General features: G+C 60.3%; 21 protein-coding genes, 1 tRNA gene and 3 pseudogenes. 16 read left to right on the plus strand and 9 right to left on the minus strand.

Translation table 11 applies throughout. The annotated features are described in order from the left end of the window. Positions 1-565 precede the first annotated feature (565 nt). From F6X42_RS27070 to F6X42_RS44230, 7 genes are all read left to right on the plus strand, one after another. Positions 566-877 (plus strand): hypothetical protein, encoded by a 312-nt coding sequence (locus F6X42_RS27070; RefSeq protein WP_187637140.1) that lies wholly within the window; start codon positions 566-568, stop codon positions 875-877. A 326-nt stretch (positions 878-1,203) separates the two neighbouring features. Further along, positions 1,204-1,668, plus strand: a complete 465-nt coding sequence (locus F6X42_RS27075; protein WP_187637141.1) for a hypothetical protein — start codon at positions 1,204-1,206, stop codon at positions 1,666-1,668. 253 nt (positions 1,669-1,921) lie between these two features. Then, positions 1,922-2,473 carry an HAD domain-containing protein gene (locus F6X42_RS27080; RefSeq protein ID WP_187637142.1) on the plus strand — a complete coding sequence of 184 codons (552 nt, stop codon included), beginning with the start codon at positions 1,922-1,924 and terminating at the stop codon, positions 2,471-2,473. Between the two features lie 389 nt (positions 2,474-2,862). Then, positions 2,863-3,189 carry a hypothetical protein gene (locus F6X42_RS27085; protein ID WP_187637143.1) on the plus strand — a complete coding sequence of 109 codons (327 nt, stop codon included), beginning with the start codon at positions 2,863-2,865 and terminating at the stop codon, positions 3,187-3,189. 164 nt (positions 3,190-3,353) lie between these two features. Next, positions 3,354-3,788 carry a DUF6088 family protein gene (locus F6X42_RS27090; RefSeq protein WP_246530230.1) on the plus strand — a complete coding sequence of 145 codons (435 nt, stop codon included), beginning with the start codon at positions 3,354-3,356 and terminating at the stop codon, positions 3,786-3,788. Next, positions 3,785-4,078, plus strand: a complete 294-nt coding sequence (locus tag F6X42_RS27095; RefSeq protein ID WP_187637144.1) for a hypothetical protein — start codon at positions 3,785-3,787, stop codon at positions 4,076-4,078. The genes F6X42_RS27090 and F6X42_RS27095 overlap by 4 nt, the downstream gene beginning before the upstream one ends. Positions 4,079-5,011: 933 nt before the next feature. Next, positions 5,012-5,593: a DUF2442 domain-containing protein gene (locus F6X42_RS44230; RefSeq protein ID WP_246530231.1), complete on the plus strand. Its 582-nt coding sequence runs from the start codon at positions 5,012-5,014 to the stop codon at positions 5,591-5,593. A gap of 606 nt (positions 5,594-6,199) precedes the next feature. On the opposite strand, the gene F6X42_RS45620 is transcribed toward F6X42_RS44230, so the two are convergent. Beyond that, positions 6,200-7,648, minus strand: a complete 1,449-nt coding sequence (locus F6X42_RS45620; protein WP_187637145.1) for a tyrosine-type recombinase/integrase — start codon at positions 7,646-7,648, stop codon at positions 6,200-6,202. A gap of 90 nt (positions 7,649-7,738) precedes the next feature. Here F6X42_RS45620 and F6X42_RS27115 point away from each other — a divergent pair. From F6X42_RS27115 to F6X42_RS27125, 3 genes and pseudogenes are all read left to right on the plus strand, one after another. After that, a tRNA-Leu gene (locus tag F6X42_RS27115) sits at positions 7,739-7,859 on the plus strand. 172 nt (positions 7,860-8,031) lie between these two features. Then, a pseudogene (locus F6X42_RS27120) lies at positions 8,032-8,214 on the plus strand (phage integrase central domain-containing protein); the annotation flags it as partial. 436 nt (positions 8,215-8,650) lie between these two features. Beyond that, positions 8,651-8,794, plus strand: coding sequence for a hypothetical protein (locus tag F6X42_RS27125; protein ID WP_187637146.1), 144 nt, complete (start codon positions 8,651-8,653; stop codon positions 8,792-8,794). A 173-nt stretch (positions 8,795-8,967) separates the two neighbouring features. Here the strand turns inward: F6X42_RS27125 and F6X42_RS27130 are convergent, their stop codons facing one another. Both F6X42_RS27130 and F6X42_RS27135 read right to left on the minus strand, forming a co-directional pair. Then, positions 8,968-9,411, minus strand: coding sequence for a DUF2244 domain-containing protein (locus F6X42_RS27130; RefSeq protein WP_187637147.1), 444 nt, complete (start codon positions 9,409-9,411; stop codon positions 8,968-8,970). A 358-nt stretch (positions 9,412-9,769) separates the two neighbouring features. Continuing rightward, entirely contained in the window at positions 9,770-10,291 is a 522-nt protein-coding gene (locus F6X42_RS27135; RefSeq protein WP_222945735.1) for a hypothetical protein, read from the minus strand. Positions 10,292-10,513: 222 nt separating this feature from the next. Here F6X42_RS27135 and F6X42_RS27140 point away from each other — a divergent pair. Further along, positions 10,514-10,763, plus strand: a pseudogene (locus F6X42_RS27140) (DUF1488 family protein). Between the two features lie 95 nt (positions 10,764-10,858). Continuing rightward, complete coding sequence (locus tag F6X42_RS27145) at positions 10,859-11,416, plus strand: hypothetical protein (protein ID WP_187637149.1); 558 nt, start codon at positions 10,859-10,861, stop codon at positions 11,414-11,416. 128 nt (positions 11,417-11,544) lie between these two features. On the opposite strand, the gene F6X42_RS27150 is transcribed toward F6X42_RS27145, so the two are convergent. The 5 genes from F6X42_RS27150 to F6X42_RS27170 are packed head-to-tail and all read right to left on the minus strand — an operon-like array spanning position 11,545 to position 16,126. Next, positions 11,545-11,886, minus strand: coding sequence for a cytochrome C oxidase subunit IV family protein (locus F6X42_RS27150; protein WP_184011180.1), 342 nt, complete (start codon positions 11,884-11,886; stop codon positions 11,545-11,547). Between the two features lie 8 nt (positions 11,887-11,894). Continuing rightward, positions 11,895-12,602 carry a heme-copper oxidase subunit III family protein gene (locus F6X42_RS27155; protein ID WP_128585146.1) on the minus strand — a complete coding sequence of 236 codons (708 nt, stop codon included), beginning with the start codon at positions 12,600-12,602 and terminating at the stop codon, positions 11,895-11,897. Then, positions 12,599-13,210: a cytochrome c oxidase subunit 3 gene (locus tag F6X42_RS27160; protein WP_187637150.1), complete on the minus strand. Its 612-nt coding sequence runs from the start codon at positions 13,208-13,210 to the stop codon at positions 12,599-12,601. The genes F6X42_RS27155 and F6X42_RS27160 overlap by 4 nt, the downstream gene beginning before the upstream one ends. Beyond that, positions 13,207-14,964: a cytochrome c oxidase subunit I gene (gene ctaD, locus F6X42_RS27165; RefSeq protein WP_187637151.1), complete on the minus strand. Its 1,758-nt coding sequence runs from the start codon at positions 14,962-14,964 to the stop codon at positions 13,207-13,209. Before ctaD ends, F6X42_RS27160 begins: the two co-directional genes overlap by 4 nt. 13 nt (positions 14,965-14,977) lie before the next feature. Continuing rightward, a complete protein-coding gene (locus F6X42_RS27170; RefSeq protein WP_187637152.1) occupies positions 14,978-16,126 on the minus strand; it encodes a cytochrome c oxidase subunit II in 1,149 nt (382 codons plus the stop codon). Between the two features lie 302 nt (positions 16,127-16,428). On the opposite strand from F6X42_RS27170, the pseudogene F6X42_RS45625 reads away from it, so the two are divergent. From F6X42_RS45625 to F6X42_RS44245, 3 genes and pseudogenes are all read left to right on the plus strand, one after another. Beyond that, positions 16,429-16,650 (plus strand): annotated as a pseudogene (locus F6X42_RS45625) (DUF1269 domain-containing protein); the annotation flags it as partial. A gap of 327 nt (positions 16,651-16,977) precedes the next feature. Beyond that, entirely contained in the window at positions 16,978-17,337 is a 360-nt protein-coding gene (locus tag F6X42_RS44240) for a hypothetical protein (RefSeq protein ID WP_246530232.1), read from the plus strand. Beyond that, positions 17,331-17,981, plus strand: a complete 651-nt coding sequence (locus F6X42_RS44245) for a hypothetical protein (protein WP_246530233.1) — start codon at positions 17,331-17,333, stop codon at positions 17,979-17,981. Before F6X42_RS44240 ends, F6X42_RS44245 begins: the two co-directional genes overlap by 7 nt. A 66-nt stretch (positions 17,982-18,047) precedes the next feature. On the opposite strand, the gene F6X42_RS27185 is transcribed toward F6X42_RS44245, so the two are convergent. After that, positions 18,048-19,316 carry a glycosyltransferase family 87 protein gene (locus F6X42_RS27185; RefSeq protein ID WP_187637153.1) on the minus strand — a complete coding sequence of 423 codons (1,269 nt, stop codon included), beginning with the start codon at positions 19,314-19,316 and terminating at the stop codon, positions 18,048-18,050. A gap of 662 nt (positions 19,317-19,978) precedes the next feature. On the opposite strand from F6X42_RS27185, the gene F6X42_RS27190 reads away from it, so the two are divergent. Then, positions 19,979-20,848: an alpha/beta fold hydrolase gene (locus F6X42_RS27190; RefSeq protein WP_187637154.1), complete on the plus strand. Its 870-nt coding sequence runs from the start codon at positions 19,979-19,981 to the stop codon at positions 20,846-20,848. The last annotated feature ends 4 nt before the right edge of the window (positions 20,849-20,852 follow it).

Raw genomic sequence — 20,852 nt, forward strand, 5'->3', positions numbered from 1 at the left:
CGACCGCGTGCTACGCATGCATTTCATTCGCCATTCGAGGTGTTCGAACGTATGCTCGCAACCGCTTCCATAACTTCAGCTTCCGTTCATTAACCCGCTGTTGCGCTTCACCTTTGAAACCGCCTCCTGTCAAGAGCGACGGCCCTGGTTGTCCCGGAATGCAAGCAACCGCAGGTGGCGGACAATTGTTCCGTAGCTGCCTGTTCCGAGCTCAAGTCGAACGTTTTTTGGACCAATTCGCCGGCGCTGCTTTCGCAGGGACACGCAAGCCCGCACTACGTCGACTGCCGTAATACCTCTTCTTCCTCTCATCCATGGCCTCTCACAAAGTGCCCCCTTCAACAGGCGGGCTCACTGCGTGTAGCGACCAGGCAGAATTTCGTAACCGAAAGTCCGTGCAGGTTCTGAAAACGTACGTCATCCTTCGACCTGGACGCCACAAAACAAGGGCCATCAAATGAGCACAACCTGCCTGGACACAAAATCGGAAGGAGTTCGAACTGTTATTCACATGTCACCGGCAATGATGACGGCAGCCGTCATCTCCGCCCAGAAGTAGTGCGGATTGAACCTGCGTGAGTGGCTGGACCGCGCGGTTGCCAGTCTTATCGCGGATGACTATCCAGACGGAGCGGCACCATGGTCGGCGCAGTCTGCCGACCTCTTTGCGCAGGTGGCCAGCTGTTCTCCCGAAGTTCTGCATGGACGCTGGGCCCTGCTTTACGAACACGTGCTACTGGAGCGCGACCTATGGCATCACTCGGAACCGACGCAAACAGAAATTGAAGACGGATTTTTGCCAGAGGCGCCCTACATCGTGCCGGCACGGCTGCGGAAGGCTTGGCCGAGGCTGGTTTCAACAGTCTTCGTCCTTTAGTTGCTGCGAGGACCTGACCTTTCCACGCCACCTCACGACACGCATATGAAATACGAAGACTTGTTACGCGATGCACGCAATGATGCCCCGACCGCACCGACGAGAGTACGCGCCGCTTTTGACGCCGTATATACGTGCTGCAGGCCACCGCAAGACGGAACCATCGAGCACGCATTGGCGACACCCCGACTGTGCGCCGGCGACGCCGCGCTTGTTAGCAAGCTGGCCGGCTGGGTGCTGCATGTGGCACCGCTGGGGCCACTGCCCATGTCGCCAGAAGAAGCGGTGGCACTCACCGAGCGTGTTCACAAAGCCGAGAGGGACGCATGTTAAGGGTCACTATAGAACTTTGGCCAGGCGGCCGCGAGTCGGGCAAACGTGTGATTGCAACGGCGGACATCGCGCGCGTTAAAAATGGCGCACTCGCGGACTACGAGGTGGAGCTGCGCGAATCGCTGCTTGATGACATCGGGGTCGGTGAAGTTGCGCATGTCCGCACGTATCCGCGGTGGTCTGCTTCGGTGTGGGACCTTGTAGGCAGATGTATCGCCGCTGCACTAAACGGGGGCAAAGAGGAACTGCCTGGGCGACCTGTGCTGCCCGAAGTGCCGGTGCATGTCAGCCGGGACGGCAGAGCGTACGTGCGGTTGCGCGAAATTCCCGAACCGTCTCGCACACTTTTCGAAAACAATCTGCGCGGCTCTGGGTGCCCTTTCGTGCTCGATGACCCCGAGCCACGGGACTGCGCGTGGTCGCATGACTGGCAGGACTTTCTGAATGGCTACCGGTAATGCGACGCGCAGACCTGCTGTCAGTGTCGGAGGTCGCGAGGCTACTTTTTGTTAGCCCCCACTATGTGCGCAAAACGCTTATGCGTAGGCATGTCCTACGCCCCGTTTTGGTCATCCGTGGCCGCAAGTTTGTGCTGCGAGAAAGAGCCGAGGCGTACCGACGCAAGCGGCGGAGAATTGCGTGCAGGGCGCTACGCGAACTGGGGCGGATGCAGCAAGAAGCAGGGCTGTACGACAACACAAAAATAGTCAGATGAGCGTGATTCCTACTCCGCCTCCCGCAGTGCCGCCGCCTGTGACTACCGGCGGTCTGATTCTTTATCTCGATTTTGACGGTGTGTTGCACCCCGAAAATGTCCTCATGCGGCCCGGAAAAGGACCATTTATTGAGTCGCCTGATGGACATAAGCTGTTTGAGCACTGCGAGCTGCTCGAAAAAGTTTTGCTGCCATATCCTGGCGTCAAGATTGTGCTGAGTACGAGTTGGGTGCGTGTGTATAAAAGCGTCGCGCGAGTCGCACGCAAACTGACACCCGAACTGCGGGCACGAGTAGTGGGGGCTACGTATCACGAGGCGATGGACCCTGAGTCGTTTAAGCAAGCACCGCGCGGCATACAGATTTGGTCAGACGTCCTGCGCCGCCAACCGACAGATTGGATAGCGGTAGATGATGACTACCTGCACTGGCCGACATGGTGCCGCGACAAACTTGTCCGCACGCACGAAGTACGTGGCATCAGCCCGCCGGTCGTGCTGGCAGAGCTGCGCGCGAAGCTCGCGCTGATGCATGGGGAGTCACCATGAGCACTACAAGCTATAAGGTGCCGGAGCCGCTCGTAGACACGCGGGTGCGCATTTACGCGGAAAGCATGAGCACGCTTTGCCAGCAATCGCACTCGCGCCCGGTATGTGAGGGGCGGTCGACTATGCTCGAGGGTACCCCCGTGGCATCAGTGCATTGTTGCGCTGCGCTCGCGGTCTGTCGCGGGACCGTTTCCTGTATCCAGCGCGATAGCTGTAGTTGTCAGGCAGCGAGCGCTCACTGTGCCTCCCACGCTAACGACCTGGCTCGTTGACATTGCGGTCGCGGACGGTACTGCGCATGCGTGTGTACAGCACGCTACCGAGGGTCGACGTTGGTTCCATTGCGATTTCGACTACGGACGACGTCATGGCCGTCGCCATCAAAGTTCTTGAAGCTGCCGATGCTTGAAATATCGTTTTACGACGGCGAGTACATAGGCGATGCGGCATTGCTCACGAAGCTCTGCGAAATTGAAGGCAGCGTCGTGCCAGATGGTCTTCCGCCTTACTCAGAGCTGGAGGAAACACTGCGCGCGCTTGAGATGTGCGCCGAGCGGTACAGCACACCCCATCCAGTGAGTGAGTGCTTTACCGTTTTCATTGGTCGCGGAACTGACGCCAAGGTCAAGCCATTGATGCGTCTCGATGTTATGGCTCGCGAAGGCTGCGCCAGCGCAAGCGTGCTGAGTGAAAACAGACCATGCGAGGATACATAAAGCGTCGCTTACGACTCAAACGACGACGTCGTGACGATTGTGACCAAAGTACTAACGAGCCTTGTTCAATGACGCCGATGCTAACCACGCTATCGGCGCAAGCAAAGGCCTGCCTGGCACTCGAGATTTGTTAGCCACACTTCTTGTGTGCATGGGAACCAAGCATGATGAAACTCGAAGACCGCGTCATGCGCTTCATTGCAAGGCGGCACAGCGTCGTAATTCTGCGGTCAGAGCTCGCGCAATTGGGGAGCCCTGCGCAACTAAGCCGCGTCTTATCCAATCTGGTCAAGACCAAAAAACTGGTGCGAGTCAGCGTGGGAATTTACGCCAAAACGCGGCTCAATAAATTCACGCATGAGCTTGCGCCGGCCGCTACGTTTGAGGAAATAGCAGCAGAAGTTTTCCGGAAGCCAGGAATCAATATCGCTCATGGCAAGTTGGCTCGCGACTACAACGCAAGCAAAACGACTCAGGTGCCAATGCTTGCGATAGTAGATACGGGGCGACGTCGCATCACGCGGCGAATTTCTCTGGGAAGCAGGTTTATCACCTACGAGCGAAGCGGCGCACACCGGCGTAAGGAGCAGCAACCATGAAAGTACGAGACATTCTGTGTCGCTTGCAGGAAGCAGACCCCGAGGCCGTGGTCCTCTACCTAGCGCCGTACGCCGACGCCGACGACGGCGAAGCGGAAGAAATCTGCGACGTGGTCCTTGTGCCTGACGCGTGGAGATGCGAGCGTCACCGGTGTGGCGACGGATGTTTTTCGCATATACATCACCCCGCCACCGGCGGCCTTTCTTTGGGCTGGGACCAAAATACCGATGAGCAATGGCTTGAACAAGTGGTCATCCTGTCATCAGTGCAGCGAGGTCAACATGGCTGACAGTGGCTGGGACATTGCGATGCGCCGCATCGACGCGGAGTACGACCTCGCTCAATTTGTCGCCTAATCGCTTGTGCGCAAAATCGCGGCGAACGGTTTCCGGCTACCGGCGGCAGACCGCGTTAAGTTTCAGCAGTTGCCCGACGACGTGATTGAGCGCATCGAAAGACTCGTTCGCGATGCATACCTTGATGCCGGTGAAGACGTTGGAGGCGAAGTCTTGCGTAAGCACTTATGGCAGCAGGTCCTAACTGCTCGACGCAAAATGGTCGCAAATGGTCAACTGATTTCAAAAAACCTATTCCGCGAACGCCTCGGCCTGACCGAGCGAAGGCTTACCACGACAGATTGCAGGCAATCTGCCGCATCCTCGTTCCCGCACCTGCTGGGAGTCGCCTCCACTTTCTGTCGTCGACACGAGGCAGCCTGAGCGGACGAAGCCCGGTGCAGATGCTTGATGACGACGATGATTTCAAACGACTGCGACAAGTGGCTGCAGCGTGGGCGGCCGAGTGGTCGCGCACGTCTGTCAAAGTCTACGAAGGCATGCACGAGACTGAACCGAATGGCGCCACGCAGTTGTACACGGCAAGCGCGGAAATCGACCCGCGCCGGCCGCTGGGGAACGTGCGTCAGAGGCGCTACACGCGGGAGGATACGAACGGCCGGTAGGTCCATATCCTGACGTTCGAAAATTTACCCTCTTTGTTGAGCGACAAACAGCCGGAGATGCTACGCCGACGCAGGAGGCTTGCGTGCAAATCGTTGTGGACGGCGATGACATCCGGGTCCGCATCGTCGCTGCCCCGGGGCACTGTGCTGCATTCAGAAACGGTACCTGGTGGCAAGCACGAGAGTTTCATCGACATTGCTAAGCGTGTCATCGGCTATCTCTTCAAGCACTGACCATCGACTGTGAGTGCGCATAGGAAAATGAAAAATCCTAACGAACCGGTGGCAATCGGAGTAACTGTAAGTGAGAAAGATTTCGCGGTCTCGTTGAAGGATGGACGCATATTTCGAGTTCCCTGGCGATGGTTTCCCCGCTTGCTGGCAGCGACGCCCGAGCAGCGAAGCCAGGTTCGAGTCTCCGCATCCGGCGCAGAGTTGCACTGGGACCAACTTAACGAGGACATCAGCGCCAGCGGACTGATGCGTGACTACGAGCAACTTCTACTGGAGGAGCAGTTGGGCTCTCAGGTCCCCAACGATTTTCCGTGCGACACGACGCCCGCATCACTGTCCGGCACACAGCCGAAACTCGCCGGGCGGATAATTGCAGGACGGTTTGTTGTCGGTCTAACGGCGCCAGAACGATTCGAACGCTGGGATTTGTGCGAGGACCTCGCGCAGCAGCTTGTTCAAAAAACCCTAAAAGATGCAGCTAAATATCCGCATCATCCGCACGACGTCACACTGCGGCGGATGAGGAGGGCGATTGAACGCAAAGGGTGGACAAGCGTCGTCGAAACGGATTGGTTGATGGAACGGTTGGGCATCCTGCTCGGCTGGTAGCAGAACCTCACACGGACACTTATATGCACATCGACTTGTGGCAGGTTTGGCGTGAGAACTCGCTGTTGCTCGCGATACCGGTGTGCGCGGCAGTCGTCGGGCACGCAATCGGCCGACTCATTCGCGGTCGCAGATGACACTCTCTGGACTCCCACGTCGGCTCAATGGCTTTACGTCCGCAAAATCGTGTCCGTTGGTGAGCGACTCCATATGGGCAGCAGGAAGCGATGCAGAAAGGTACTCATCTGTTGCGTGAAGACGGCGCAATTTACTGACGACGCTCCTTGGAACACGGTCATCTGCATAACGCAGTTGTCCTTGATTCGCGACCAGCGTGTCAGCCATTTGTCGTAGCACATTCCCGCACAGGCGCCAGCCGCCAACGACCCTTCGCCCCGCCGGGCGGCCCGCCAGGCTTTCTCGCACTTCCTATGGTCGCATCATGCGACCCATGCTCGCCCAAACCCCGTCAATAATAACAGGCTCAAGAAGCACGCTCTCCCCCGCACATCGACGCGATATTGCGCGCTACGTGTAGCGAGTGACCATGAGGGGCCCAGCGCATGCCTACTGACGCTGGAAACTGGTGGGCATACTCAAGGTGTCTCAGGTGCTGGTAGCCGGCAACAAACGCTGAAGAGCCAGTTCTTCGCCGCTAGCGGGCAGGTCGATGAGTTTTAGGTTCTCTGGGTCATACTGGGTCAGGATGGAGCGAGTCCGCTCAGACAAGGGCTTGCGCCGAGCGAGTTCCAGCATGAAATCCGTGACCGTATTCGATAATGCTCGCAAGTGGCTCAACTTTTCTCCGATATACCGACGAGTTATGGCATCTTGCGTGACAACCATTCCCTCGGCAGAGACCGCCCATCTATGCGTGAGCAAAGCGCCTACCTTGCGCGTGTTGTAGTCGAAGCATAGATTGGCGACAGTGGCAAACGTTCGACGCAAGTCTTGTGGGCACGACCGAAAATTGAACTCTTCGGAGACGGCCTTCATCGCGTCATGCATGCGGCTTTGATGCGGATAAGACTTGCCATGGTGTGCCGGAAATACATAGTCGCCATCGCTCTGTTTACGTTGCTCAAATCGTCTCTTCAAAAGCTCGAGAACGAAATCACTGAGCGGCAGAATTCCCGTGAAGCCCTTCCAGCCCGGCTGTTTTGGTTGAACGAAATAGAAGCCTTCGAAATCAATCTGGTCCCACCGCAATCCCAAGCCAGCCAGCAAACGTGTGCCCGTCATCATGACAAGCGTGACTGCATCTTTCGAACTCTGTCGGCTCAGTCCGGCGTCAATGGCGTCAAACAGATGCGGGAGGTTGACCGTGTCTACGTGCCGCTTCTTCTCCGGCGGTTTTGGCAACACGCGAAGATAGCGAGCGTTGTTCATCGGATTGGAGTCCAGCACTCTCAGTGCAACGCCCATCCCGTAAATACCGGAAATAATACTTTGGCAGTTTCTCGCCTTCGACAGACTCTTGCCCTTAATCCGCACCAAGAGTTGCATCCACTGCATGACTTTCGTATCTGCAAGATTCCATTGCGAAGGGGGGGTTTTAAACCCTTCCTCGGCCAAGAGGTTCTTCCGGAGATATTGGTTAAACACCTTCTCGTAGTTTGTCTTGGTCTCCTTTTCTAGCGGCTCGTTCTTCAAAGTTATCCGATTCGCGAGGTAATAACGGAATCCGTCCTCCAGCGTGTCGAAATGCGTACGGTCAGATTCTTCCCGTCGCTCAGATTCGGACTTCGCTGCGTCGCCTTTAATCCTCGCGACCTCTGCTTTCGCCTGCTCGTAGTCCAGCGTTACCCGACCGTCGCCGTCTGCAGCGACTGCCGCGTACTTAAGGGTTCCTTCCCTGAGCAGTCCATCCTTGTCGCGGAATCTGTAGTACCAAACGGCCTTCTTGAGCGGCGACACACGTATCTGTAACGAGGTCGGATTTGAATCTGTCTTCCGGCCAGGTTTCATCAGTGCGGCTGTGAGAGCCGACTTCGTCCCGAAGTTCACTTTAGTTGTGCTCCGACGACCACCCTCGTCTGGATTCTCTTTCGGCACGGTTTTCCCCAAAGGCGTCGAATATTTCCCACAATTTTCCCACAAACTTTATACGTTTTCGATGGTTTTGTGGGAAAACAGAGTCATTACGCCTGAGTTGCGCATATTTTTTATATAATAATCATGTAGTTGTACGTTACATCATATGACGCAGGGGACTCAAAATCCCCCGCCGCAAGGCGTGCCGGTTCGATTCCGGCCCTGGGCACCAAAAGATGTTCCGGCAAGTGCCGAAGTATTCCGAGAAACCCCGTAAGATCAAGGTCTTACGGGGTTTTTTATTCTCCGACGGTCCGAGTTGACCTGTCGACTGCCGCTGGTATGTGGTGGTATTTTTGGTGGTATCTGGCTCGTTACCAGGTTTTATCCGGCGGGAGATACCACCATGCAGGCTCGCAGCGGCCAACTCTTTCGAGGCAGTCGCGCGCGGCTGGATGGATGAGCGCAAGAGCGGCGTCGCGCCCGCCCAGCATGCGAAGACGCTGGCCCGCATGAAAAACGACGTGTTCCCGTGGCTTGGCAAGCGCCCGATTTCCGACATCGACGCGCCCGAGATTCTGGCCGTGCAACCGTAGACGCCCTGCTCCACTGAGTCAACTTTCAGTTGGGCGAAAAAACCTCGACTGTGGTGAGCGGTCTCCATCGCATTTGCTTTTGATCTGAGACGATTGCTTCGCGGTATGCTCGCACTTGTCTTGCGTTTGAAGACAGAAGGAGCACCGGCACGCGCATCATGTCAACCGACCTAACGGTCCGTTCAGTAACGATTCAACAGCATCCTTCGGCGCTCTGATTGCATTTGAAATCGCACGTCAAAAACAACAAAGAAAATAGGAACTGCAGGATAGGCTCGCGCCGGTTATGGGCACCATGCCCGTTATCATCTTTCAATGACGCTGGAATCGGGGAAGGCGCCTCACAGATCTCGCAACCGGATGCAACGCGATTCGATCCCTCGCGTGGGGCTTCGGTGAAATCGCGGGCTAGCGCCGTTCACTGGCCTTGCATCTGTTCGAGGCGCGATGGTTCTACGGGGTCAACGGTGACCGCAGTGTGGTGTTCGTCGCGCGCGTGCCGGACCCTCTGTCGCTCAACATCGTCGCGCAGGTGCTCAACGCTTTGCTGCTGCCGTTGGTTGCAGGATAGCTGATCGCGCTGGCGAGCGGCACTGTGTTGCCCGCTGCAGAGCGAGTGCGCGGCGCATTTCGCGTGGCGCCGATCATTGGCGTGAGCATCGCGTGCCGCATCGGCATCGTCGGGGCGCTCGGCGTATTGCTGTGAGGCCGATCAGACATGCCGGGCGATCATCGGCCGGCATGTCAACAGTCGGCCACGATAAAGCGGCGCAATTGACGCACAAACTCCGCGCGGGCGGCGGCAGGCAGTTGCCGTCCGACGGGAATACGCTGCCAGCCGTCGCAAAGGTAGACGGCGCCATCGCTGTCGCCGACAGACACGGCCAAGCGGGCCGCATTCATCCGATGCATCGTGCGGCGTCCGCGCTCGTGTATTTCGACGATCACGAACGGGGGCGCGAACGTCAGCACCTCGCCGTCCGTCGCGTGCCTGGAGTAAGCGATAAAGGCGATGCCGACGGCCACGGTGCAAAGCATCGAGAAGGGCAGCGCGAGCCACACGCCGAATGCGAATGCCGCTACCACGCCGATCGCGAGGACGAGCGCCATGAGGAACACGGTCGCGGCGAGCGACTGCCGCGGCGTGAGGGAGCAGTTGCGCTTGAGGCGCCACTCGCGGGTCGGCACACCTCCCTCGCCGTCAAAAGGGCCAGGCCCGTACGACCGCCTGAAGTATGCGTACATGATCGAAAGTCCCGCATCATGGAGCCATTCGTGACGCGCAATGCGCGTGCCGCCAGCGTCCACGCCGCTTGCAATGTCACCGTTCCGCTCGCTACGGTATCTACCTGTGGCACTTCATCTGCGTGCCGTTCGTCGCGATGGTGCTGGCGGTGCTCGCCGCGTCTATCGCGCATCATCCTCGCACATGTCGAACGGCGCTTTCACCGGAGTGGCCGAGCATGACGATCTCGACGAGGCGCTCATGTTGTTGCGCGGCGAGCCTTTTCTGCTCTGGAAACCGGTCGATCAACACGGCACCGGACTACGAAGGGCCGCCCGCGTCCGCCTTGACCCTAGGGGATGCGTTGCGCTCGAGTCTCATGTACAGGTTCGCCGCCACGATACCCAAGACGATGTGAGTGAACAGGCTGGCCCAGTTGCGCGCTTCTGCGAACCACGGAAAAAACTGTGTCATGCCGTAGAAATTAATCAGGTAAACGGCTACAGCGAAAGCGCCACCGGTCAGTGAAGCCATCCCCATGCTCGAGTCAAGGTTGAATGACGTCATGATCAGACCGAGGATAAGCGCGAATACGATGGCAAGGGCAAAATGCACCACAAAGGCCGCGAGCACGATGCCAATTGAGAATGCTTGCGGCGATCGCAATGCACCTCGTCCCAGAATGATCGCGGCGACCATGTGTGGGGGCTCCAGCAGACTTCCGCCCGTCGTCAGTGCCATCAGGATAACCCCTAGCACCAGGAACACAACGCCCGCAATGACGCCTGCCAGCACGGCTGCCCGCCAGTCGAGCTGGCCGTGTGTGAAATGATGGGAATCCATGTGAAGTTGCACAATTTGTCTCCCGATTGATTCGAATAATTCATTCTAGTCCTCCAACTCGCGAGACTGATAGCTTCGCATGGCTGTCGACACCCCGACGGATGATCCTCGTTCTGGCGACGACGTGGCGTGATGAACTGTACGTGCAAGAGGCCCTTGAGGCACGTCAGCTGTTGGCCGCGGCAGACCTGTCAGCGGATCGATAATTAGTCTTTTCAGACACTGCGCTTTACGGCGCCCGTCGACGGCGAGCCGGTTGAGTGCGGCAATTACCGCCGAGGCGCTGGAAGATCATTTCGGCGCCCATTCCGCGCTGGAATCCGCCTTAATGGCTGCTTTCGACAACGGCCGCAATCCTATCCGCTCGGTTTGCGCGGAATCGATCGACCAGAACGGCGGCAAAGGAGTAGTGTTACATAGCGGACTGTTCAGAGTGGACGGCATGGAACCCGATCGCGGCATCACGGCATAGTCCCGGCGCGTGCCACCGCATGCACCTCTGTCTCGGCGCGGGTGAGGTGGGGCGGCATAGTCTGCAACCGCTAGTCAACGATGGAAGGAGGCCACATGTCACTCATCGTCGCAGCACGCTTTACGACATTCCCCGCCGCTGAAAACGCGGCGCAACGGCTCTTCAATGCCGGTTTTGTCGAGGAGGACGTCACACTGTTTTTCGTCAATCCGATCGGCCAGCACGCGCGTTTTCGGCCCGGCGGCGATATCAGCGCCGACGCAAACGCGAGGGAGGCGCCGAAGGGTGCCGAGATGGGCATCGCGATTGGCGCAGCGGTTGGCGCCGTGGTCGGCGTTGGGATCTTCGCGGCGTTTTCGGCGCCGCTTATCATGTCGCTGATCGCGGCCGGGGTGAGTGCGTATGTCGGTTCATTGGTCGGCGCGATGATGCGCACGCTTGAATCCAGCAACGAAGAAACCCGTGATTCCGGCGTGCTGGTGGCCGTACACGTGTCGCCGGACAGCCAGTTGGACGCCGCACGGGTGCTGCGCGATGCGGGAGGCGCGGCGATCGAACGCGCGACCGGACGCTGGCAACAAGGGCGGTGGGCCGACTTCGATCCGCTCAAGCAGCCTGAGCCGCTCAACGAATTCAGTGAGAAGCACGCCTGATTTGAAGGTGTTTTTCGCTGAGATTTTCAGCGAGCCAAGAAACAAAAACGGCCCGGCATTTGTCGGGTCGTTTTGTATTCAGAGCGGTGCGTTCCAGGCACTCGCCTGAGGAACGGTCGGCGCAGGGGTCAGTGGAAGAAGAGTTCCCGCATGCCGAAGGTGTGATGCGCTTCGGCAGCCATCAGCACCATCAGCACCAGCAAGCCCAAGGGCGGCATCAGGATGGCGTACACCAGCGCCAGCCGCTCCCACATCATGTGCATGAAAATCGACACGATCAGCCCGGCCTTGGCGATCATGAGCACGACGATCAGCGCCCAGCGCAGCAGGCCCTGCACGTGGAAGTAATCCACCATGTACGACATCGTGCTCAGTACGAACAGCAGGCCCCAGATTTTCAGGTAGATGCCGATCGGATGCTGCTGGCCGTGCGCGGCGTCGGGCCGATGGGCGGGATCGGTGTGGTCCATGGTCTGCCTCACCACAAATAGAACAGCGCAAAGATGAACACCCACACCAGATCGACGAAGTGCCAGTACAAGCCGGCAATCTCCACGATCTGGAAGTTGCCGTGCTCGGTGAACCCCGGTTGCAGGATCTTGCGTGCGATCAGCAGCAGGTAGATCACACCGCAGCTCACGTGAAAGCCGTGGAACCCGGTGATCATGAAGAAGCACGCGCCAAACTGCGCCGCGCCCATCGGGTTGCCCCAGGGGCGGATACCTTCATGGACGATCAGCTTGGTCCATTCGAAGGCCTGCATCGATACGAAGGTCGCGCCCAGCAGCGCGGTCGCAAGCAACAGTGCGGCGGCGCGCTTTGCGTTGCGCCGGTAGCCAAAGTTGACGGCCATCGCCATGGTGCCGCTGCTGCTGATCAGGACGAACGTCATGATGGCGATCAGCAGCAAAGGCACATCCACGCCGCCCACAGTGAGCGCGAACACTTTGGAAGTGTCAGGCCACGGCACCGTGGTCGACATCCGCACCGTCATGTAACCGATCAGGAAGCTGCTGAAGATGAAGGTGTCCGATAGCAGGAAGATCCACATCATCGCCTTGCCCCACGGCACCTTGAAGGCTTCGCGGTCGGCCGACCAGTCCGTGACGATGCCGCGCCAGCCGTCAGGTCCAGCGTCGGTGGGCGTGGTGGCAGCGGATTCGGTGGGGAGCGTGGGCGTGGTCATGGCGCGGCTCCATACAGCGGCCCGCAGATGGCGGCGACGAACTCAGGGGTGATCCACCACATCGCCGCCAGCAGCACGAGCCAGACAGCCAGCAGGAAATGCCAGTAGATGGCGCAAAGCGCGATGGCGCGGTGGGTTCGGAAGGGGTCCGCGCGCTGGAGAAGCGCGATCGTCACGGCCCAGGCCACCAGCCCGCCCAGCACATGCAACCCGTGCAGGCCGGTGAGCAGGTAGAGGAAGCTATTGGAAGGATTGGCGGTGACGGTCTGCCCGGCCATCGACAGCATGCGCCAGGCGGCCAGTTGTCCGATTACGAACACTGCCGCCAGCACACCGCCCGACACCAGCCACGCCGCGCGGTGCAAGGTAATCTGCCGGGCCCGCTGCATGGCAATGCTTGCCAGCACCAGCGCGCCGGTGTTCCACCACAGCAGCGCTGGATGCGGGATCGGCTGCCAGTCGGGCTCGCGCATACGCATTGCATAGGCGAACAGCAGCAGTGAAAACAATGTCGTTGCCACCGCCATGAAGACGATCAGGCCGATGCGGCTCGCATTCGGCGAGACAGGTGGCGCGTCAGGAACGAAGGAGCGGGGCAGTGTGGTCATTCGCGTGCCTCTCCGGGTTGAAGCGTCGGGTGGGAGGCCGGTTCAGGCGCCGTCGCAGGCGGCTGGTTTTGCGGGACGAAGTCTTCCTCCTGCCCCGTCGGGCTGTATTCGTACGCCCAGCGGTAAACGACGGGCGGCGCGGCGCCCCAGTTGCCATGCACTGGCGGCGTTTGCGGCGTCTGCCATTCCAGCGTGGTGGCCCGCCAAGGGTTGCTGTCGGCACGCTTGCCGCGCACCAGGCTCCACGCCAGGTTGTACAGGAACAGCAACTGCGCCACTGCAACGATCAGCGCAATGACGGTGATGAACGTGTTGAGCGTCTGCGCCGAAGATGGAATGAAGCTGAAGCCCTCATACGCGTAATACCGCCGCGGCATGCCCAGGATGCCGAGATAGTGCATCGGGAAGTAGATCGCATAGGTGCCGAGGAAGGTGACCCAGAAGTGCACGCGCCCGAGCGTGTCGTTGAGCATGCGGCCCGTCACCTTCGGATACCAGTGGTAGATGCCGCCGAACACCACCAGGATGGGCGACACGGCCATCACCATATGGAAGTGCGCCACCACGAAGTACGTGTTCGACAGCGGAATGTCCACGCTCACGTTGCCGAGATAGAGCCCGGTCAGCCCACCCAGGACGAAGGTGCTGATGAAGCCGATGGCAAACAGCATCGGCACGGTCAGGTGGATATCGCCGCGCCACAGCGTCAGCACCCAGTTGTAGACCTTGAGGGCGGTCGGGATGGCGATGATGAGCGTGGTGGTGGCAAAGAAGAAGCCGAAGTACGGATTCATGCCGGCGATGAACATGTGGTGCGCCCAGACCACGAAGCTCAGCGCACCGATGACGACGATGGCCCACACCATCATCTTGTAGCCGAAGATGCTCTTGCGCGCGTGCGTGCTGATGAGGTCCGACGCAATGCCAAAGGCCGGCAGCGCGACGATGTAGACCTCCGGATGCCCGAAGAACCAGAACAGGTGCTGGAACAGCAGCGGGCTGCCGCCGGCATGCTTGAGCGTCTGCCCCATCGACACCACGGCCGGTATGAAGAAACTGGTGCCGAGTGCCCTGTCAAGTAGCATCATCACCGCTGACACGAACAGCGCTGGAAACGCCAGCAGTGCCATGATGGTCGCGATGAAGATGCCCCACACCGTGAGCGGCATGCGCATGAGCGTCATGCCGCGCGTGCGCGCCTGCAGCGTGGTGGTGACGTAATTCAAGCCGCCCATCGTTGCCGCGACGATGAAGATCGCCAACGACACCAGCATCAACACGATGCCCCATTCCACGCCCGGCGTGCCCGGCAGGATGGCCTGTGGTGGATACAGCGTCCAGCCCGCGCCGGTCGGCCCGCCTGGCACGAAGAAGCTCGCCACCAGCACGAGCACGGCCAGCAGGTAGACCCAGTAGCTCAGCATGTTGAGAAACGGGAACACCATGTCGCGCGCACCCAGCATCAGCGGGATCAGGTAGTTGCCGAAGCCGCCCAGAAACAGCGCCGTCAGCAGGTAGATCACCATGATCATCCCGTGCATGGTGACGAACTGGTAGTAGTGGTTGGCGTCGATGAAACTGAACTTGCCCGGAAAGCCGAGCTGCAACCGCATCAGGTCCGACAACACAAGGCCGACCAGACCGATGGCGATGGCCGTCAGCGAATACTGCACGGCGATGACCTTGTGGTCCTGGCTCCAGACATAGCGGGTCCAGAAGCTTTGTGGGGCGTGGTCAGTGTGCGCGTAAGGCATTGCGTCTGCTCCGCTAGGGATTGGTTGCGTTGCTGGCGGCCGGGCCGCCTTGCGATTCGATGTAGGCCACCAGCGCGGTCAGCTCCTGCTCGCTCAGGTCGAAGGTCGGCATGATGGGTGCGAAGCCCTTCACGACGCGGGCCTTCGGGTTGCGGATGAAGGCGCGCAGATAGGCTTCGTCCACCTTAGCGGTGCTGCCGTCGGCCATCGTTTCGGTCTTGCCGTAGAGGCCCTTCCAGGTGGGGCCCACGCGCGGACTGCCGTCCACGGTATGGCAGGCGAAGCAGCCTTTGCCCTCTGCGAGCGTCTTGCCCTGGTCAGCAAGCGCCTTGGCGCTGCCGCCTGCAGCAGCGGATGCGGCCTGCACCGTGGCCTGCTGCCGCTGCGCGAACGTGCTCTGCTGCGCGAGCCAGCGCGAGAACGATGCTTTGTCTTCCACCACCACCACGCCGCGCATGTTGGAGTGCCCGATACCGCAAAGCTGCGCGCACAGGATGTCGTAACGCCCTGCCTTGGTCGGCGTGAACCAGAAGGTGGTCACCATGCCGGGCACCATGTTCATGCGCGCCCGGAACGCCGGTACGTAGAAGTCGTGCAGCACGTCGCGCGACCGTGTCAGGACCTGGATCGGCTGGTTGAGCGGCAGGTGCACCTCGGGCGTCTCGATCAGGTAGTTGTCACGGCCGTTGGGGTCGGCGGGATTCAGGCCGAAAGGGTTGTCGTTGCTGATGTAGCGCACGTCCGTCGTGCCCAGCTTGCCTCCGGGGCCGGCAAAGCGGAAGCGCCATTGCCATTGCTGGCCGAACACTTCCATCTGCAGCACGTTGGGCGGCGGCCGTACGAAGTCTGCGTAGACGAAGAGCCCCGGTGCCAGCAACGCTGCCACGCCGACAGTGGTCAGCCCGATCAGCCACCATTCCAGCCGCTTGTTGTGCGGCTCGTAAGCAGCGCGATGCCCCCTGCGGTTGCGGTAGCGCACCAGTGCGACCACGATGAACAGGTTGATCGCGATGAAGAGCGCGCCGGTAATGACGAGTGTGATCGTCAGCATGTCGTCCATGCGCACCCAGTTCGAGGCGATCGGCGTGATCCACCAGGGACTGGCAAAGTGAAACCCTACCGCCAATGCGATGATCAGGCTCAGGGCAATCGCAAGCGCCATAGTCCACCTCGCTGCGCGTCACTCGCTGGAGCCGCTAACAAAAAAGGCTCCTGGCCGTCGTTGTGCCGCCTGCCGTACTTCGTACTGCCTGCGCCGGCACTTCTGCCAGGACCGCTTCGCTGCGCATTGTAAGCGGCTCTAAAGCAAAGGTAGTCCTCTCCTCTGCATCGTGCAAGACAGCGCCAAGGGGGGAAGCGCGCCCCCTATACGGATCGGGCGAATGGAGGAGTCCCTTGCCGCGATGCAATGCAAAACGGCCGCCTCCAGCATTGGTGGAGGCGGCCGTTTTCCAAGGGCGCCGGGTGTTTAGGGTCTGTTCACGTGTGCGACGTGCGCACGACGACTTGCTGCAGGCGCGGATCACATCGCGACATATCCGTGTCCTCGCGAATCACAGTGTCGCACTCGGACAGTTACCCGAGGCATCCTTGCTGCAAAGCAGCGACGTCGTGCACTCGCTCGAATGCGGCGTGGCGCTCGGCGGTGCGACCGGAGCGCTTCTCGGCCTCGTGGCGCTGGTCTTCTCCCGCTGGCACCACGTTGTTCTCTAACCCGCTTTACGCAGTCCCCTTCCCCCAGCGCGCTTCCGCAGCAGTTATCCTCGTACACACAGGTACGCTCACTACGAAGCACGACCGCACCCGCAAGCGCCGACGTATCGTCGCTAGACTATAAAAAGGCCCTTTGATATTCTCGCCGCGATGAATATTTCCAATCACCGCGCGCGGGCCGCGCTCGTCTTTCTGCTCGCTTTTCTCATCATCTGGTCTCGTGCAACAACCCGGCTTTAGCAGGGATTCCTGTGGGCCGAGGACGCCCCCATCTTTATCCTGCAGGCGCATCAGTTGGGCTTGCGCGCCGTGCTGACAAACTATGCTGGCTATCTGCATCTGATACCTCGGCTGATTGCCGAGACCCAGCGCGCTATCGTGCCATTCAACGCGACTCCCTACTTTTTTGTGTGGTGCAGCGCCGCGCTTACGTCAGGCGCATGTGCATACATCGCGTTTGCTCTGCGGCAGGTCACACCGGTCACGGCAGCATTCATGGGTCTTGCGCCGGTTCTCGCCCCTCAGAACGGCGAGGTGCTGCTCTCGATCACCTACCTGCAATGGGTCCTGCTGCCCGCGCTGCTCGTGCTGCTGTGGGAAGCAATATTTGAAGGCCACGGCGCCGCTCGCTGCCGCGCATCATTGCAGTCGGATTGTTGACGCTGACCGGCCCGTTCGGTGTTCTGCTGATGCCGGCCGTCGCGATAGCGATCGCGCTGCGCCGGCTGCGACCAGCAGCTGGGACGATAAACTGGCCGATCGTCGTGACATACTTCGTCGCCGTTGCAGTGCAGACCGTCGTCATGCTGCGCCATCCGCAGGCCCCGAAAGGAGTACACGATGTCCCCTGGGTCACATGGATGACTCAGGCGATGTTTACGGATTTCCTGCCCTCGGTGCTAGCCACCACCATGGCCGGCTATCTGTTCGCCGCGCTCCTGATAGGCGTGTGCGTTCTGTCGCGTGCGCGGCTGCTTTTCGCATGGCTGCTTTACTTCAGCGTGCTTCTGTGGGGTCTGGGTATCACGAGAGTGGCGCCGCCCGTGCAGATTGCCTGGTACGGAACCGGCGCGCGCTACGTCTATCCATGGGGTATTTTCATGCTATGGACATTGACGCTGTCAATCGTCAACACGAGGATTACGTCGCTCAGGCCGATAGCGGCTGTCCTGATTTTCGTGATTCTGCTTGCTTCCGGCGAACGATTCGAAGCGCAACTTCTGCAGCAGTGGGAAATTCGGTCGGGCGCTACGTCCTATCACGTGACTGTTCCGCCAGGGTGGTCCATCGACGTTGCTCGGTAGAACCGATTACGGCATGCCAGCGGCGCCGTGGATCAGCTTGACCGGCCGGCTCCTCGCGAGAATGACTCATACGGCCCGCTGCGCGCGCTGTCGAACCACCGTCGACGGCGAAAAATACCGCGCGACGCAAAGCCCATAAATAATCGCCGCCGCGACGGTATAGGACACGAACCTCGCTGAGAAAAACAGCAATAGCACGGTGAATGCGCCGAGCAGCATCTCCAGCCTGGGGCCGAGTGCGGAGAGCTGCCTGTCGCGTGCTTCGAAGGCCGTGCCAAACAGGATCAGCAGCGGAATCAGCGCCAGCATCATGTGGATGGGCTCCAACACCGGATAGGCGACCAGCATCGTCATCGCGGCGAGCGCGTAGTCGATGCGGCTGTCCTGATGCCGGCGAAACACCAGATACGCGGACAGCAGGCACGCGGACAGCACCAACGCCATCGAGACCGTCGACAGCACGGCGCCGGACAGCGGCATGCCGACGGTCGCCGACAGTGTCTGCAATGCACCTTGCACGGAGTTGTTCATCGGCGCGCCACCGCCGCTCATCGCTAGCGCCATGCCGTTCAGGTGGGGCATGTCCACGGTGAAGTAGTGCCATACGACACCGAAGCCGAGGCGTGCTGCGGTGAGCAACGTCAGCACGGCCGCGACGACGACCGCGACCATGAAGGTCCACCATTCACGCCGCAGCAACAGCAATCCGGCGACAGCCACGGGGGTCAGCTTGATTGCCATCGCAAATCCGAGGAAAAGGCCCGCGGCATAGCGGTCGCCACGCTCGATCAGAGCGAAGGTTGCGATCAGCAGAAAGAACAGCAATTCGTTCGACTGGCCGTCGTAGGTATCTTCGACCAGCGGGAAGCTCAGCAGAGCGAGCGCCACCAGCAGCACGTTCATGCTGCGCTCGGCGCCGCGATACGCCATCTTCACGATGAGGTACACGCCCGCGGCGAACATCGTGACCGATGCGGCCATCCAGATGAATTTCGCTGCGAGCGGCGTCAGCAGCGCGAGCGGCGAAAACACCAGCGCGAACTGCGGCGGATAGGCGAAGAAGATGTCGTCGCCGGTCGAGCGCGCGCCGATCCGCTGCAGAAACGCGACGAGACCGTCGTGATCGTAAAGGCGCGTCGGATCGTGCAGAACGACGTTGAAGGCGTACAGGTAGAGATTGAAGTCGCCAAACGCGTCGGGCGGACTGGCGCGAAACTTCGCGACGATGTGCACGCAATGCAGCGCGAGGCAGGTCGCCGCAATCAATAGAAGAAGCACGGCACCCACGCCGACACTCGACCCCAACCTGGTACGTCCGGCGCTCGCGTTGAACATGGTGTTCCCCTGTGCGTTACGTCAATGAACGTGCGGTTGTTGCACCTTCGGACCCGTGATACCGCGGTGACGTGCCACCCGGCCATGCCACCGCTCAGGACAGCGGCGACGTCGCTTCGACGCATCGCAAGAGAGAGGATAGGTTCACGTCCAGTGCCGTCCAGCGAAGAGATTCGGGGACAGTAGAGCTTGTCGGCGTGTGCCGGCTTCTGACCGGGCGATCGGACAGAGATTACCGATTCGCGAAAATCGATCTGTGCGCTTGGGCACATCCGTTCGCCCTATCGCGGGAATACCGCGCGTGGGCATTCGAGCCGGCATTCGAGCCGTTCAGACAGCGCGCTCGTCAAAGCCCAGGCCACCCCACCCGCGTCATACGAAATCGTCGCTTATCTTCCCGCGGCCTCGATGCCACCACGCACCCCTCCCGCCGCCGCTTGACCAAGACCGCTGCATAAGGCAGCGTTGCGGCCGCATTAATCAGGCCCTACAGCACGGTCCGGCCCGGCAAACCGGCGATTTTACCGCGACCGGTATTCCTCTGACATACGGAGCCGCCCCCTTCGTTGTGCGCCGCACTTAAGCGCGCGGATTGTGATTGTCAGGGGGATGGCACCTGGGTATGTTGCCGAAGTCCACTTCTCGACCCGCGGAGCTTCAACATGTTGCCCAGACGTCTGCTTTGCGCCGCCGTGTTGTGCCTCTGTTTCGCGGGCGTGAGTCCGTCCGCGCTCGCGCAGACGGCGCCGGCCGCCCAACAACCGGCTGATGACGCCAGTTCGCAGCCAGGCGCCCAGCCAGCGCCGTCGCCCGCCAATGCTTCGCTCGGCGGCCCGGTGCGCAACATCGTGCTCGTGCATGGCGCGTTCGTCGACGGATCGAGCTGGAACGGCGTAGTCGCGAAGCTGCAGCAAAAGGGTTATCACGTAAGCGCGGTGCAGAACCCGCTGACGTCGCTCGCCGACGACGTCGCCGCGACCCGCCGCGTGCTCGATCGCGAGAACGGTCCGGTACTGCTGGTCGGTCACTCGTGGGGCGGCGTCGTGATCACCGAGGTCGCCGCGAATGCGCCGAACGTCGCTGGTCTCGTGTATGTCGCCGCGCTCGCGCCGCAACTGCACGAATCGGCGATGGACGTAATGAAGGCCGGCGGCCCGATGCCGGCCGGTCAGAGCATCAGCAAGGACGCGAACGGCTTTTTGTGGGTCGACCGCGCGCTCTATCACGCCGACCTCGCCGCCGACGTGTCCGAGACCGTCGCGCGCGTGCTCGCGGCGGCGCAGGTGCCGATCGCCGCGAATGCATTCGACGAACCGGTGGATCAGGTCGGCTGGAAAAACAAACCGTCGTGGTACGTGCTGACCACGAAAGACCGCGCGGTGTCGCCCGATCTGCAGAAAATGATCGCCGGGCGAATCGGTGCGAAGGTGGTGCCGATCGCGTCGAGCCATCTCGTGCCGGTGTCGCACGCCGGCGCGGTGGCGGAGGCGATCGATCACGCGGCGCGCGAGTTGAGTCGGCAGCAGCAGTAAGCCG

It is taken from the genome of Paraburkholderia podalyriae, assembly GCF_014397785.1.
In the GTDB taxonomy this organism is placed as follows: Bacteria; Pseudomonadota; Gammaproteobacteria; order Burkholderiales; family Burkholderiaceae; genus Paraburkholderia; species Paraburkholderia podalyriae.

Bases quoted from the DNA above. Each gene is read 5' to 3' on its own strand.
- F6X42_RS27075 (WP_187637141.1), top strand. From the start codon at position 1,204: ATGTTAAGGGTCACTATAGAACTTTGGCCAGGCGGCCGCGAGTCGGGC.
- F6X42_RS27080 (WP_187637142.1), top strand. From the start codon at position 1,922: ATGAGCGTGATTCCTACTCCGCCTCCCGCAGTGCCGCCGCCTGTGACT.
- F6X42_RS27090 (WP_246530230.1), top strand. From the start codon at position 3,354: ATGATGAAACTCGAAGACCGCGTCATGCGCTTCATTGCAAGGCGGCAC.
- F6X42_RS27095 (WP_187637144.1), top strand. From the start codon at position 3,785: ATGAAAGTACGAGACATTCTGTGTCGCTTGCAGGAAGCAGACCCCGAG.
- F6X42_RS44230 (WP_246530231.1), top strand. From the start codon at position 5,012: ATGAAAAATCCTAACGAACCGGTGGCAATCGGAGTAACTGTAAGTGAG.
- F6X42_RS27135 (WP_222945735.1), bottom strand. From the start codon at position 10,291: ATGGATTCCCATCATTTCACACACGGCCAGCTCGACTGGCGGGCAGCC.
- F6X42_RS27145 (WP_187637149.1), top strand. From the start codon at position 10,859: ATGTCACTCATCGTCGCAGCACGCTTTACGACATTCCCCGCCGCTGAA.
- F6X42_RS27150 (WP_184011180.1), bottom strand. From the start codon at position 11,886: ATGGACCACACCGATCCCGCCCATCGGCCCGACGCCGCGCACGGCCAG.
- F6X42_RS27155 (WP_128585146.1), bottom strand. From the start codon at position 12,602: ATGACCACGCCCACGCTCCCCACCGAATCCGCTGCCACCACGCCCACC.
- F6X42_RS27160 (WP_187637150.1), bottom strand. From the start codon at position 13,210: ATGACCACACTGCCCCGCTCCTTCGTTCCTGACGCGCCACCTGTCTCG.
- ctaD (WP_187637151.1), bottom strand. From the start codon at position 14,964: ATGCCTTACGCGCACACTGACCACGCCCCACAAAGCTTCTGGACCCGC.
- F6X42_RS27170 (WP_187637152.1), bottom strand. From the start codon at position 16,126: ATGGCGCTTGCGATTGCCCTGAGCCTGATCATCGCATTGGCGGTAGGG.
- F6X42_RS27185 (WP_187637153.1), bottom strand. From the start codon at position 19,316: ATGTTCAACGCGAGCGCCGGACGTACCAGGTTGGGGTCGAGTGTCGGC.
- F6X42_RS27190 (WP_187637154.1), top strand. From the start codon at position 19,979: ATGTTGCCCAGACGTCTGCTTTGCGCCGCCGTGTTGTGCCTCTGTTTC.